General features: G+C 67.5%; 9 protein-coding genes and 1 tRNA gene. 6 read left to right on the forward strand and 4 right to left on the reverse strand.

The window, feature by feature from the left end; translation table 11 throughout:
• Positions 1-70 precede the first annotated feature (70 nt).
• The 4 genes from C0V75_RS16410 to C0V75_RS16425 form a co-directional block, all read right to left on the reverse strand.
• Positions 71-3,439: a Hint domain-containing protein gene (locus C0V75_RS16410; RefSeq protein ID WP_143710438.1), complete on the reverse strand. Its 3,369-nt coding sequence runs from the start codon at positions 3,437-3,439 to the stop codon at positions 71-73.
• A 171-nt stretch (positions 3,440-3,610) separates the two neighbouring features.
• Positions 3,611-6,979: a Hint domain-containing protein gene (locus tag C0V75_RS16415; RefSeq protein ID WP_158241860.1), complete on the reverse strand. Its 3,369-nt coding sequence runs from the start codon at positions 6,977-6,979 to the stop codon at positions 3,611-3,613.
• A 297-nt stretch (positions 6,980-7,276) separates the two neighbouring features.
• Positions 7,277-7,363 (reverse strand) — tRNA-Leu (locus tag C0V75_RS16420).
• Positions 7,364-7,451: 88 nt separating this feature from the next.
• Positions 7,452-8,444 carry a bifunctional 2-polyprenyl-6-hydroxyphenol methylase/3-demethylubiquinol 3-O-methyltransferase UbiG gene (locus tag C0V75_RS16425; protein WP_158241861.1) on the reverse strand — a complete coding sequence of 331 codons (993 nt, stop codon included), beginning with the start codon at positions 8,442-8,444 and terminating at the stop codon, positions 7,452-7,454.
• A gap of 215 nt (positions 8,445-8,659) precedes the next feature.
• Here C0V75_RS16425 and lipB point away from each other — a divergent pair, with 215 nt between their 5' ends.
• The 6 genes from lipB (at position 8,660) to C0V75_RS16455 (ending at position 14,970) form a co-directional block, all read left to right on the forward strand.
• The gene (gene lipB, locus C0V75_RS16430) at positions 8,660-9,361 is read left to right on the forward strand and encodes a lipoyl(octanoyl) transferase LipB (RefSeq protein WP_101922043.1); all 702 of its coding nucleotides are present in this window, start codon (positions 8,660-8,662) and stop codon (positions 9,359-9,361) included.
• 7 nt (positions 9,362-9,368) lie between these two features.
• Positions 9,369-10,166: a LytTR family DNA-binding domain-containing protein gene (locus C0V75_RS16435; RefSeq protein ID WP_101922044.1), complete on the forward strand. Its 798-nt coding sequence runs from the start codon at positions 9,369-9,371 to the stop codon at positions 10,164-10,166.
• 291 nt (positions 10,167-10,457) lie between these two features.
• Entirely contained in the window at positions 10,458-12,137 is a 1,680-nt protein-coding gene (gene ctaD / locus C0V75_RS16440; RefSeq protein WP_101922045.1) for a cytochrome c oxidase subunit I, read from the forward strand.
• Between the two features lie 138 nt (positions 12,138-12,275).
• The gene (locus C0V75_RS16445) at positions 12,276-12,527 is read left to right on the forward strand and encodes a hypothetical protein (RefSeq protein WP_101922046.1); all 252 of its coding nucleotides are present in this window, start codon (positions 12,276-12,278) and stop codon (positions 12,525-12,527) included.
• A 97-nt stretch (positions 12,528-12,624) separates the two neighbouring features.
• On the forward strand, positions 12,625-13,131 hold the full coding sequence (locus C0V75_RS16450) for a DUF2244 domain-containing protein (RefSeq protein ID WP_101922047.1): 507 nt from the start codon (positions 12,625-12,627) through the stop codon (positions 13,129-13,131).
• Positions 13,132-13,260: 129 nt separating this feature from the next.
• On the forward strand, positions 13,261-14,970 hold the full coding sequence (locus tag C0V75_RS16455; protein WP_101922048.1) for an AMP-binding protein: 1,710 nt from the start codon (positions 13,261-13,263) through the stop codon (positions 14,968-14,970).

Genomic DNA, 14,970 nt, shown 5'->3' on the forward strand with positions numbered 1-14,970 from the left:
ATCGCCTTCCGCCCCGCCTTGCCTGCCCCTTGCTCATGCCGCAGCGCGGCACGGGCCCGGACAAATTGCCTCAGGCCGCGGCCCTCTGCCGGGCAGGTGTTGCACAAAAAATCATCCGCCGCTTGGCCACGGGCCGCGCGGTCGGGCCATACAGCCACTCCGCCGCCACCACGCCCGCCAAAACAGGGGCCAGCAGCGGGAAGGCCGCCGCGATCTCCGCCGCCACCTCTGCGCCCAGCGCCGCCACGGCAATCGGGCCGGGATACATCGTCTCCGTCGCCATGCCTTGCGCGAAAACGATCCCGTGCCGCTCCAGCAGAAGGTGGTGATACTTCACCTCGCGCCGCCCCTTGGCGATGCGGAACCGCGCATCCCCCGTCTCGGCCAGATGCTTGGCCCGCACCAGCATCTCCTGCCCGTCCACCTCGGCCAGAACCGCATGATTGGGCGAAACCAGCACATCCCCCCGGTTGCCCAGCGCCCCGTCGCGGATCAGCACCGGCCGCAACAGCGGCTCCGCCGCCAGCGCCGCGCGGTCCAGATGCCGCCCGCCCGCCCAGATCACCGGCTGCAACCCGTGGTCCAGCGTCATCACAAGGTCGCCCGCCCGGATCATCTCCACCGGCACCTCGCCCCGCTCCGTCAGGATCAGGGTCCCGGTCCCGAAACAGGGAATCCCGATCTGCGCCAGCGCCGGGCGGCTCTGGAACACCGCCGCATCCACTCCTGCCAGCCGGATCGACACCCCGCCCGGAAAGCTCAGGATCGACCCGCCCGCCCCGTCCGACGTCACCGTCACGTCGCGCAGCCGCACCGGATTGCCCTGCTCGTCCACCAGCCCCGACACGTCCAACTGATCGGCAAAAAGACCGTCCACCAGCGTCACGTCGAAATCCGTGATCGCATCCGACCCGCCGCCCGTGGTCAGGAAGAAGACATCGCGCCCCTCCCCCCCGCTCAGAGTATCGGCCCCCTCGCCACCGGTGATGGAGTCATTCCCGGTTCCGCCGCGGATGGTGTCATTCCCGGCCCCGCCGAACAGCCGGTCATTCCCCTCGTCGCCATCAACGGTATCGTCGCCCAGACCGGCGAAAACGGTATCGTTGTCCGCCCCGCCCGACAGGATGTCATTCCCCGCCAGACCGTCGATCAGATCCTCGCCCGCCCCGCCGTAGAGGGTGTTGATAAACCAGTCCGAACTCTCCGTTCCGAAATTGTCGAACCCGGTGATCGTGTCGTTGAAGGCAGACCCGATGATGCCGTCGATCCCGCTCAGGACATCGCCCTGCGCATGGCCGCCCGATGCGCTCCAGGTCGAAAGGTTGATGTTGATCGCCGCATCGCTGGCCGAATAATCGGCCACATCCATCCCGGTGCTGCCACGCAGCGTATCCGCCCCGGCCCCGCCCGCCAGCGTGTCATTGCCCGCCCCGCCATCCAGCGAGTCGTTGCCATCGCCCCCCGACAGGCTGTCATTCCCCGCCCCGCCGAACAGACGGTCTTCCCCCGCCCCGCCCCAGAGCCGGTTGTTGTCCCCGTTCCCCGTCAGCGTGTCATTCAGCGCCGATCCCTGAAGATCCTCGAAGCCGCTGATCGAATCCCCTGCCGCGCCGCCGCCCGTGGCGTTGGTCTCCAGATTGACCGACACCCCCGCCGTCGCATCGGAATAGTCCAGCCGGTCGGTCCCCGACCCGCCGACCATCGTGTCGGACCCGGCCCCGCCGCGAACCGTGTCATCCCCCGCGCCGCCGAACAGCGTGTCGTTCCCTGCCCCGGCATCCAGCAGGTCGTTGCCATCCCCGCCATCCACCGAGTCATTGCCGTCACCGCCGAAAAGCTGATCTGTCCCGATCCCGCCGAACAGGATGTCATCGCCGATCCCGGCCTGCACCAGGTCGTCGCCATCCCCGGCATCCAGCGAATCCGTCCCCGCCCCGCCAAAGATGGAGTCATTGCCCGTGCCGCCAAAGACCGTGTCATTCTCGGTCCCGGCATCCACAAGGTCATTCCCCGCCCCGGCATCCAGCGAATCCGCACCCGCTCCGCCATAGACGGAGTCGTTGCCGATGCCGCCAAAGACCGTGTCGCCGTCGTTCCCACCCTCGACCCAGTCATCCCCCGCCCCGGCATCGAGCGAATCCGTCCCATCCCCGCCGAACAGCCGGTCATTGCCCGCCCCGGCAAAGATCGTGTCCGCCCCGGCCCGGGTGTCAAAGATGTCGTTGCCACTGCCGCCGGTCAGCGAATCCCCCGCCGATCCGGTGACCACCGTTTCAACCTGCGAATAGCTGGTCGTCCCGCCCCCGCCCGAGGCCGTCCCCGCCCCCTCGCCCGAGGCATTGAGCGTTACCCCCGTGGTAAAGCCCGACATGTCCAGCGTGTCATTCCCCGACCCGCCCGTGATCGTGTCCGATCCGTCGCCGGAAACGATGACAAAGAGGTCATCCCCGTCGCCACCCCAAAGCTGGTCGTTCCCCGTGCCGCCGCGCAGCGTGTCGTTGCCCGCTCCCCCGGCCAGCGTATCCGCCCCGCCCGCGCCCGAGAGCGAGTCATTGCCCGCCCCGGCATCGACGCTGTCCGCCCCCGATCCGCCAAAGACGGAATCATTGCCGGACCCCAGCACGAAGCGCTCGAATTCATAGAATTCATCGCTTCCCGCCGCCCCGGTCATCGTGCCGCTGCCCGTGCCGTTGAAGGTAAGGGTGACGTTCCCGGTCAGCCCGCTCCCATCCAGCGTGTCGGTCCCGTTCCCGCCATACAGCGTATCGGCCCCGTCCTGCATCGCCAGGATGACCCGGTCATTGCCATCGCCGCCATAGATCAGGTCCGCCCCGGTCCCGCCCGTCAGGACGTCATTGCCGGCATCGCCCTCGATCCTGTCATTGCCGCTGCCGCCGTCGATCGTGTCATTGCCACCATCGCCCCTGACCCTGTCGTTCCCGGCACCGGACTGCACATTGTCATTGCCCGTCCCGCCATCGACGTCATTGTCGCCGGCCGGGTTGTAGGTCTGCTCCCGGATGTCGCCATAGCGCGGCTCGGCCGCCGTCGCCGACTGGACGGAGGTCACCGTCGCACTGATCCCCGGTTGCAGATCAAGGTCCGAGACATAGCCCACCAGCGTCTGGCCGACATAGACCTCATAGACCATGAACTCACGGTCGCCGGTGTTCAGGGTATAGGCATTGCCCACCCGGACGAGGCCATTCGCCACCGTCTGCCCGGCCGCATTGGTGACCACGGCCGTCTGGTTGCTGTCCTGCTGCGCCCCCGTGCCGCCCGAGAAAACGTCGTCATCATCCGTGACGGAAAAATTCAGCCGGTCGGTCGCCGTCGAAAAACTGGGGTCCAGCATGACGCTGGAGCCGGCCTGCAACGGGCCGCCCCCATTGACGATGACGCTGGAGGGCGAAAACCCCGTAAGGTTGAATACTGGCATGACCGACCGCTTCCGCTACCACTCAAGGACGCAGGAGGGCGGAACCCCGCAAACTGAGGTTGCACCGTTCCCATATGCCAAGACGGCAGGGAAAGGGCCCGGTTAAGGCTCAGGTCACGATTTTCTGCGACTTCCTCGCAGATCCGCCCCGACGGCCGGCATCAGGCGGCATCAGGCCGCCGCGCGGCGGTTCGGATTGGGGCCGGAAACAAGCTGCCGCCGCTTGGCCATGGGCCGCGCGGTCGGGCCATACAGCCACTCCGCCGCCACCACGCCCGCCAGGACAGGGGCCAGCAGCGGGAAGGCCGCCGCGATCTCCGCCGCCACCTCTGCACCCAGCGCCGCCACCGCGATCGGGCCGGGATACATCGTCTCCGTCGCCATGCCTTGCGCGAAAACGATCCCGTGCCGCTCCAGCAAAAGGTGGTGATACCCCACCTCGCGCCGCCCCTTGGCAATGCGGAACCGCGCATCCCCCGTCTCGGCCAGATGCTTGGCCCGGACCAGCATCTCCTGCCCGTCCACCTCGGCCAGAACCGCATGATTGGGCGAAACCAGCACATCCCCCCGGTTGCCCAGCGCCCCGTCGCGGATCAGCACCGGCCGCAGCAGTGGCTCCGCCGCCAGCGCCGCGCGGTCCAGATGCCGCCCGCCCGCCCAGATCACCGGTTGCAACCCGTGATCCAGCGTCATCACAAGATCGCCCGCCCGGATCGCCTCCACCGGCACCTCGCCCCGCTCCGTCAGGATCAGGGTCCCGGTCCCGAAACAGGGCACGCCCAGCGCCACCAGCGCGGGCTTGGTCGAAATCAGCGACGGGTCAATCCCCACCAGCCGGATGATCTCGCCGCCGGGGAAGGTGATCAGCGATCCCCCCGCCCCGTCCGAGGTGACCACCGCATCCGCCCAGTTGACCGGATTGCCGGTCGCATCCACCAGCGCCGACACGTCGATCCGGTCGGTGAACTGTCCCTCGACCAGCGTCAGGTCCAGATCGTTGATCTGGTCCCTCCCGCCCCCCGCCGAAAAGGCAAAGATGTCCCGCCCCGACCCGCCCGCCAGCGTGTCATTGCCCGCGCCACCGGCCAGCGTGTCATTGCCCGCACCGCCCGACATCGTGTCGTTGCCGGCATCCCCGCTCAGGACATCATTGCCATCGCCGCCGCTGACGGTGTCATTGCCGTCGCCGCCCAGAACGGTGTCATCATCCGCGCCGCCGAACAGCGCATCGCTGCCGCCCCGGCCCTCGATGACGTCATTGCCCGCGCCGCCCTCGAACTGGTTGAAATAGAAGTCGGCGGAACTCAGCCCCTCGTCGTCGAAGCCGATGATCGTGTCGTTGAAGGCCGACCCGACGACGCCATCCACCCCGGCCAGCACGTCGCCCTGCGCATGGCCGCCCGTCGCCGTCCAGGTCCGCAGGTTGATGTTCACCGCCGCGTCGCTGGCGGAATAGTCGATCACGTCAAGACCGGTCCCGCCATAAAGCGTGTCGATCCCCGCCCCGCCGATCAGCGTGTCATTGGCATCCCCGCCTTCCAGCAAATCCTGCCCGTCGCCGCCGAAAAGGCTGTCCGCGCTGCCACCGCCGAAGATCTGGTCATTCCCCGCCCCGGCAAAGACGGTCTCAAACCCCAATCCCCCGATGATCGTGTCATTGCCTGACCCGGTCTGAAGGACCTCCATCCCCGAAAAGGTCGTGGTCCCGGCGCTGCTGTCGATCGTCCCCGCCCCGGCGCCGGAATAATCGACCTCCACCGCCGTGGTGAACCCGCTGAAATCGACCGTATCATTGCCGGTCCCGCCGAACAGCGTATCCGACCCGTCCCCCGCCGCGACGACGAAACGGTCATCCCCGCCATCCCCGAACAGCGAGTCGCTCCCCGTCCCGCCGATCAGCGTGTCATTGCCGTCACCGCCATAAAGCGTGTCGCCGCTCGACCCGCCATCGACGAGGTCATCCCCTGCCCCGCCATAGAGCGTATCGACCCCGCCGCCGCCGAACAGGCTGTCCGCGCCCTCACCCGTCTCGACGAATTCCGTCCCGGTCCCGCCAAAGATCGTGTCGTTCCCGGCCCCGGTCAGCGCCCGCTCGGCCGAGGTGAAGCTGACCGTCGTCCCGCTCGCCGACACCGTCCCGATGCCGGTCGCGCTATAAGTGATCGTCGCCCCGGCGGTGATCAGCGTGGTATCCACCGTATCGGTGCCGCCATCGCCGCCGATCGTGTCCGTCCCGCCCCCGGTTTCCAGCAGGAACCGGTCATCCCCGGTGCCGCCGACCATGGAATCATTGCCCAGCCCGCCGCGGATCGTGTCATTCCCCGACCCGGCATCCAGCAGGTCATTCCCCGCCCCGCCATCCAGCGAGTCATCCCCGGCCCCGCCATAAAGCGAATCCGCGTCATCGCCGCCATCCAGCGTATCAGCCGCGTCCCCGCCGAACAGGCTGTCCACCCCCAGCCCGCCAAAAAGCTGGTCCAGCCCGGTCGTCGCCTCCAGCCGGTCATTGCCCGACCCACCGAACAGCGTGTTGTTGCCGCTCCCGCCGAACAGGTTGTCGGCATCGTCGCCGCCATCCAGCAGGTCATTCCCGGCATTCCCCGCCAGGCTGTCCGCACCGGTCCCGCCGAACAGCGCATCACCGCCCGATCCGCCGGAGATGGTATCCGCCCCGCCATTGCCCCATAGGGTGACACTGCCACCGCTCAGCGCCGCGTTCAGCGTGTCATTGAACCCGGTGCCGTCGATGGCCTCGATGCCCGTGAAGGCGACCGCCGTCACGCCGACAAGGTTCTGGTTCCCGTTCCCCGTGCCGGAAAAGACGACATTCGCCCCCGTCCCGGCGGTGGTAAAGCTGATCGTGTCGGTCCCGGTCCCGCCAAAGATCGAATCCGCCTGGCTGCCGGTGGTAACGATGAACGTGTCGTCGCCATCCTCGCCCGACAGGCTGTCGCTGCCCGGCCCGCCAGTGATGACGTCATTCCCGGCCCCACCCAGGATCGTGTCATTCCCCGCCCCGCCCGACAGCGTGTCATTGCCCGCCCCGCCCCGCAGCGAGTCATTGCCGCTGCCGCCGGTCAGGCTGTTGTCCAGCGACTGCTCGTAATCCAGGATGGCGAGGCTGGCATAGGGCACGCCCGCCGCCGTGGTCGGGGTGACGGTGGCTACCGTGTATTGCACCCCCGGCTGCAACGGCGCCGAAGAGACATAGCCCACCACCGTGCTGCCGACGATGACCTGGTAAAGGCTGACGCTCCCCAGCACGGGGTCGGTGACGACAAAGCCATTGCCCAGCCGGATCGTGCCCGAGGCCAGCGTCGCCCCCGCCGCCGTGACCACAACCCCCGTCTGCGTCCCGTCAAGAACCGCCGCCGCCGAACCGGAAAATACCGTGTCGTCATCGGTGACGGTGATCGTCAGGGCGGCAGTGGATGCAGACCAGTTCGCGTCCAACCGGAAGGTTGACCCGACAACGGGGGTCCCTCCCCCCGCAACGACGATGGCACCGACGGCATAGCCGTCGATCACATATGTGGCCATTCCACCGCTCGCGCCATACCGCCCGATCTGAGGCCGGGTCGGACCAATCCCGGACTTCTGCCGGGTTAACACATTCTTAAGGGGGCAAATTATGGCCGAATTGTGGCAATTGTGGCGCCGGGCCCCTGAGCGGCCGCTTTTGCCCCTGCCTCGCCACATGCGGGCCGCAAGCCTGAACAAGTTTCCGCCGGCCCCGCAGCAAGGGGCCAGGCCAGCCCGGGCCGTCGCAGGTTTCACAAGGGGGGGGAGGGATCTGGCGCTCTGCCGCCACGGTCGCGCCGGTCACGACCAGCCGGATGGTGCGGATGAAAGGACTCGAACCTTCACGGGAGTTACCCCACAGCGACCTCAACGCTGCGCGTCTACCAATTCCGCCACATCCGCACGATCCGGCTTGGTGGCGGCTGTTTAGCGAAGCGCTCCGGGGAAGGAAAGAGGAAAAAAGCGCCCCGCTTCACCCGCCCCAACCGGTTCAGCCGCGCCCCATCACCTGCTTCAGGCTGCGCTCCAGATCGGCGGCGGCGGCCTCGGCGATGGCGCGATGCGTCTTCATCCGCTGCCCGGCCCGCGCCTCGCGCAGCCGCGCCGTCATCGACCGCAGGAAGCGGCCAAGCACCGTGCCCTCTTCCGGCTCCGGCAGACGGCGGCTGTTGTGGCCACGCATCACCTCGCGCATCCGCGCGGCATTGGCGATCAGCGCCTCGTCGGCCTGCAACCCGCCCTCGTCTGCGGTGAAGAAGGCCGCGCAGCGCCCGGCGCAACGCGCCGCCGTCTCGGGCATCTCCACCAGCCCCGCCCGCGCCGCCACATGGCGCAGCGTCAGCGGGTTGTAATTGTAGATATGCCCGTAATGGAACAGCCGCCCCTGCAACCTGTTGCGCGCCTCGGCCTCGATATTCGGCACCTCGATATAAAGCACGCCCCCCGGCCTCAGCCAACCGCGCAGCACCGACAGCGACGCCACCGGATCGCGCATATGCTCCAGCACATGGCTCAGCCGGATCAGGTCAAAACGCCCCTCGGGAAAGTCGCATTCCTCCAGCGTCCGCCCCGCCACATCCAGCCCCAGCTTCTCGCGGCAATAGGCGGCATAGCCCTCATGCGGCTCCACCGCCGTCATCTCGGCCCCCAGATGCCGGGCCAAGAAGGTGAACTCCCCGCTCCCCGCGCCCAGATCCAGCCAGTCGCCGCCCCGCGCATAGATGTCGCGGAACTCGATGAAATGCACCTTCAGCCGCTCCAGATTGCGCCAGACCTGCCGCAGCCGCGGCTCCGTCGCCCCCTTGTAGCTTTCGCGGTAATCCTTGCGGTAGAACCGGTCCAGTTCCTCCGCCGTAGGCACCGGATCGTTGCGCAGCACGCCACAGCCCGAACAGAGCACGGTCATCAACGGCTGGCCATGCCGATCCGTCCGGGACACCACCTCCGTCCCCGTCGCGCCGCACAGAACGCAGCCCTCTGCCATGGCGCCACTCCTCCGCCCGCCCCCGCTTCCGCCCGCCATCTGCGCAATGTTTGCGCCCGGCACAAGAGAGAAAGCAGGAACCGGCACGCCCCCGCCGCCGCATCCGGCGCATAATTTTCTTGCGCAGGGATGCTTTGCCACCGTGACAGTCGCCTTCACACTCCTTATTTCATGGATCAAGCCAGAGGAGGGGGCGCCCGCGCCCCGGCGATAACATGGTCGAATGGACCCACCTGCCCGGGCTCAGCCCCTATCTTCCCACGCTCGCCGCGATGGAAACCCGCGCCGCCGCCATTGCCGAAGGTTCGGCGACCGAGGCGGTCTGGCTGCTGGAACACCCGCCCCTCTACACGGCAGGCACCTCGGCAAAGCCTGCCGACCTCACCGATCCCAACCGCTTCCCCGTCCATGAAACCGGACGCGGCGGCCAATACACCTATCACGGCCCCGGCCAGCGGGTGATCTACTGCATGCTGGATGTCGGCGCCCGTGGCCGCGACGTGCGCTGCTTCGTCCGCGCGCTGGAAAACTGGGTCATCGCCACGCTGGCCGAATTCAACATCCGCGGCGAAATCCGCCCCGGCCGCGTCGGCGTCTGGGTCACCCGCCCCGACCGCGCCCCCTCCCCCGACGGCAGCCCGGCCGAAGACAAGATCGCCGCCATCGGGGTCAAGCTGCGCCGCTGGGTCAGTTTCCACGGCATCTCGATCAATGTGGAACCCGACCTGTCGCATTTCTCCGGCATCATCCCCTGCGGCATCCGCGACCATGGCGTGACCAGCCTCGTCGATCTCGGCCTGCCCGTCACCATGGCCGATCTCGACGCCGCGCTGATGGCGACCTTCCCGCGCTTCTTCCCCACCGAGGGCGGCCTTCATCCCGACGGCCGCGCCCCTGCCGCCTGCATCATCCCCTGAGGCGATCATGGCCCTCATCCCTGCCCCGATCATCTCCACCTCGCTCGACGAAATGGCACCGATCCTGCGCAGCAAGGGCTTCTGGGCCTTCCTCCTCGCGCTGGCCGCCGTCCTCGGCCTCGCCGGCCCCTTCGGCACCGCCGACAGCCTGCCCCTCCTGCACCGCGTGATCTACTGGTATGCCATCGTCCTCACCACCGGCACGCTGGGCTTCGTCGTGGGCTTCGTGGGCTGCGACGTGATCCATTCCTACGGCCCGCCCAAATGGATCGCCTCGATCCTTTCGGGCGCGATCAGCGGCCTACCGGTCAGCGCCATCGTCTTCACGATCAACGCCCTCCTCCTCAGCCCCGGCGACCTTACCATCGAAGAGACGCCCCTCGTCCTCTCCATCATCGCCATCTCGACGGTGATCTCGCTTGCCACCTACATCGCCTTCTTCACCGATCAGCCGAACGCCCCGGCCCTGCCCCCCTTTGCCGCCCGGCCCCGGCTGCTCGACCGCCTGCCGGACGAGATCCGCGCGCCCATCGCCGCGCTGGAGGCGACCGATCATTATACCCGCGTCACCACCGACCGGGGCAGCGCCATGATCCTTCTGCGCTTTTCCGACGCCATCGCCGAAGCGGCACCCACCGAGGGATTGCGCCTGCACCGCTCGCATTGGGTGGCGCTGGACCATATCGCCGCCGTGCGCCGCGACGGCCCCCGCGCCGTCGTCACCACCCGCTCGGGCCTCGAACTTCCCGTCAGCCGGGGCCATGTCGCCGCGCTGGAGGAAGCGGGCCTCCTCCCCCGCCGCTGACCGCCCGCCCCCTGCGCAAGGCCAGGCCCTCCGCGCCGCCGCCCCTGTCGCGTCGCGGGAAAGGGTCGCCGCCCGCCCCCCCCTGAACGCGCTGCACCTCGCCCTTTCCCGCGCCGGTCCGCCCCCCGCCCTGCGACGTTTCATCTTGATCTGGATCAATTTCCTCCGTTGCCTCGCTGATCCACGCGGGCTATCACCGGACCGTCGCCCCGACTCCGCCCAGCGGAGCCGGACGCAAGGGAACACGGCCGACGGGAAAACCCGCGGACAGCGCAAGAACGGGAGACGCCAATGGCGGACGCAGCCATTCATGGCCACGAACATGACGAGCGGGGCTTCTTCACCCGCTGGTTCATGTCCACCAATCACAAGGACATCGGGATCCTCTACCTCTTCACCGGCGGCATCGTCGGCCTGATCTCGGTCATCTTCACCGTCTACATGCGGATGGAGCTGATGAATCCCGGCGTCCAGTACATGTGCCAGGAAGGCCTGCGCCTCGTGGCCGACGCCGCCGCGACCTGCACGCCCAACGGCCATATCTGGAACGTGACGATCACCGCCCACGGCATCCTGATGATGTTCTTCGTGGTCATCCCCGCGCTCTTCGGCGGCTTCGGCAACTACTTCATGCCGCTCCAGATCGGCGCGCCGGACATGGCCTTCCCGCGGATGAACAACCTGTCCTACTGGCTCTATGTCGCGGGCACCTCGCTCGCCGTGGCCTCGCTCTTCGCCCCCGGCGGCGGCGGCGAGCTCGGGCCGGGCGCGGGCGTGGGCTGGGTTCTCTACCCGCCGCTCTCCACCACCGCCGAAGGCGGCTATGCCATGGACCTCGCCATCTTCGCGGTGCACCTCTCGGGTGCCTCCTCGATCCTCGGCGCGATCAACATGATCACCACCTTCCTGAACATGCGCGCCCCCGGCATGACGATGCACAAGGTGCCGCTCTTCGCTTGGTCGATCTTCGTCACCTCCTGGCTCATCCTGCTGGCCCTGCCGGTTCTGGCCGGTGCCATCACCATGCTGCTGACGGACCGCAACTTCGGCACCACCTTCTTCACGCCCTCGGGCGGCGGTGACCCGGTCCTCTACCAGCACATCCTGTGGTTCTTCGGCCACCCGGAAGTGTACATCATCATCCTGCCCGCCTTCGGGATCATCTCGCAGGTCATCGCCACCTTCTCGCGCAAACCGATCTTCGGCTACCTGCCGATGGTCTATGCGATGGTGGCGATCGGGGTGCTGGGCTTCGTCGTCTGGGCGCACCACATGTACACCGTGGGCATGTCGCTCCAGCAGCAGTCCTATTTCATGCTGGCCACGATGGTCATCGCGGTGCCCACCGGCATCAAGATCTTCTCCTGGATCGCCACCATGTGGGGCGGCTCGGTCAGCTTCGAAACCCCGATGCTCTGGGCCTTCGGCTTCCTCTTCCTCTTCACCGTCGGCGGCGTCACGGGCATCGTGCTGTCTCAGGCGGGCGTGGACCGCGCCTATCACGACACCTACTATGTCGTGGCCCACTTCCACTACGTGATGTCGCTGGGCGCCGTCTTCGGCATCTTCGCGGGCATCTATTACTGGATGGGCAAGATGTCGGGCCGCCAATACCCGGAATGGGCCGGCAAGCTGCACTTCTGGGCGATGTTCATCGGCTCGAACCTGACCTTCTTCCCCCAGCACTTCCTGGGCCGTCAGGGCATGCCGCGCCGCTACATCGACTACCCGGAAGCCTTCGCCTACTGGAACTGGTGGTCCTCGCTCGGCGCGATGATCGCCTTCTCCTCCTTCGTGTTCTTCATCGGCATCGTCTTCTACACCCTGTTCTTCGGCAAGCGCGTGACCGAGAACAACTACTGGAACGAACATGCCGATACGCTGGAATGGACCCTGTCCTCCCCGCCGCCGGAACACACCTTCGAGACGCTTCCCAAGCAATCCGATTGGGACAAGGGCCACGCCCACTGAGGCAAGGTCGCAAAGGAAAGAAGGCCCCGGAACTTCCGGGGCCTTCTGCTTTTCGCCCCCGGCATCCTCTCCATTTACAGACGCCCGCCGCGACCATAGCCTTCCCCTGTCGTGCAACCGCCAAGGACCCCGTTTCCAATGACCCGTATTCCGCGTTTCGCCTCCCTCGCCCTGATCCTCGCGCTCGCCGGCTGCGTCTCCGGCCCGGCCTCCAACGAATTGAACATCGACAATGACGGCAACGGCCGGTTCAGCGGCCATGCTGGCCCCGACTGGTCCGAGGCCGAACTGCGCCAGATGGTCGGCGCGCAGGTCTGCGGCGGCGCCCTGCCGCGCGACTTCAACCTTCAGGTCCTCAGCGGAAACTGGCTCTTCAGCGGCACCTGCTGACGCCCCCCGGCGTCAGGCCCGCCCCCCGGAGGCGGCAGGCTGCGAAGCCCTGCCGCACCCCCTTCCCTTCACCATCCCCGACGCTACCCTGTCGCCCATGCCCTACGAATGGTTGCCCACCCCCGACACCGCCGCTCACGCAGATGACACTCAGGCCCGCCTCCACCTCTGGCCCTACCGATCCCTTCCCCGCAAGGGCTTCGTCCTCTTCATCGGCGCCACCTGCGCGCTGATCCTCGTGCCGATGCTGGCCGTCCTCGGATCGCCCGTCCTCTGGGGCATCCTGCCCTTCTTCGCGCTGGCCATCTGGGGCATGTGGGCCGCCCTCTCGCGCTCCTACCGCGATGCCGAGATCGTGGAAGACCTCACCCTCACCCGCGACGCGCTCTCCCTCACCCGCCACGGCCCGCGCGGGCGGCGGCAGGACTGGCAGGCCAATCCCCACTGGGTCTCGGTCCAACTGCATCAGAGCGGCGGCCCGGTCCCGAACTACCTCACCCTCAAGGGCAACGGGCGCGAGGTGGAACTGGGCGCCTTCCTGTCGGAAGAGGAACGTCTCGCCCTGCGGGACGAGTTGCAGACCCGCCTCTCCCGCCTGCGCTGACCGCCGCGCCGCAACGTCACTTTCGCGAAAAGCCGCGATTTCCCCTTCCCAGACGGGCAGGTCATGCCCAGATTGAACGGTCAAGGCGGGCGCAGACCCGCCGCTACGTGACTGTGGGAGGAGACAGACGTGACCATTGCAACGCGCCCCTGGGCGGGGGCCTATCCATCCGGCGTGCCTGCCGAAGTGACGGCCCCCCTGGCCCGGACGCTCGGCCAGCTTGTCCGCGACACCGCCGCCCGCGAAGGGGACCGCACCGCCTATACCGTCGTCATGCCCAACGGCATGTATGGCGACCTCAGCTTTGCCGAGGTGGACCGCCTCTCCGATGCCTTCGCCGCCTGGCTGCGCGAGGTAGCAGGCCTGCAACCCGGCGACCGCGTCGCCTTGCAGACCCCGAACTCCCTGACCGTCCCGGTCGTGGCCTTCGGCACCTTCAAGGCCGGCTGCGTGCTGGTCAACGTCAACCCCCTCTATACCGCCGCCGAGATGGCGCATCAGATCGCCGATGCCCAACCCAAGGTGATCGTCATCACCGACATGTTCACCGACAAGCTGGCCGAGGCGGGCCGCATCGTCCCCCTGCCCAAGGTTGTCGTGACCCGCGTGGCGGAACTGATGCCCCGCGCCGTGCGCGGCGTGATCGGTCTGGTGCAAAAGCACTGGGACCGCTCCATCCCCGCCATCACCCTGCCCCATACCCGCCTGCCCGAGGCGCTGGCCGAAGGCGCGCGCCTGCCGCGCAAGGCCTATGACTCCGACCTGTCGGAAACCGCCATCGCCGTGCTGCAATATACGGGTGGCACCACCGGCGTCGCCAAGGGTGCGATCCTCACGCATCGCAACCTCCTGATGAACATGGCCCAGGCCATGACCTTCATCAATCCGCATGTCGCGCCGGGAAAGGAGGTCGTGCTGACCGCCATCCCCACCTATCACATCCTTGCCTTCACGCTGAACCTTCTGGGCTTCTTCCACCTCGGCGCCCGCAACCTCCTGATCCCGAACCCCCGCCCGCTCTCGAACCTCAAGCGCGCGTTTGAGAATTACCCGATCACCTGGATCATCGGGGTCAACACGCTCTTCAACGGGCTGATGAACGAATACTGGTTCACCGACGCCCCGCCCCGCAAGCTCAAGGCCTCCTTCGCGGGGGGCATGGCGCTGCATGGCGCGGTGGCCGACCGCTGGCGCGCGCTGACGGGAACCGAGATCGTCGAAGGCTACGGCCTCACCGAAACCTCTCCCGTGGCCACCGGCAACCCGATCGGCGCGGCGCGCACCGGCTCCATCGGCATTCCCATGCCCTCCACCGATGTCCGGCTGCTGGATGAAACCGGTCAGGACGTGCCCCCCGGCACGCCCGGCGAATTCGCTATCCGCGGCCCGCAGGTGATGCAGGGCTACTGGAACCGCCCTGACGAGACCCGCGCCGCGATCTGCCCCGAAGGCTTCCTGCGCACGGGCGACATCGCAGTCATGGATGCCGACGGCTATTTCCGCATCGTGGATCGCAAGAAGGACATGATCCTCGTCTCGGGCTTCAACGTCTATCCGAACGAGGTGGAAGATTGCCTCGCCCGCCACCCTGCCGTGCAGGAATGCGCCGTGATCGGCGTGCCCGATGGCGCGGCGGGCGAATTCGTCCGCGCCTATGTCATCCGCCGCGACGACAGCGTGACCGAGGCCGACCTCCGCGCCCATTGCAAGCAAAGCCTCACCGCCTACAAGGTGCCCCGCCAGATCCATTTCCGCGACGAGTTGCCCAAGACCAATGTCGGCAAGATCCTGCGCCGCAGCCTCCGGGACGAGGCGCTTTCCCAGATGAAAGGGGCCTGA

Source organism: Tabrizicola sp. TH137 (assembly GCF_002855575.1).
Taxonomy (GTDB): Bacteria; Pseudomonadota; Alphaproteobacteria; order Rhodobacterales; family Rhodobacteraceae; genus Paragemmobacter.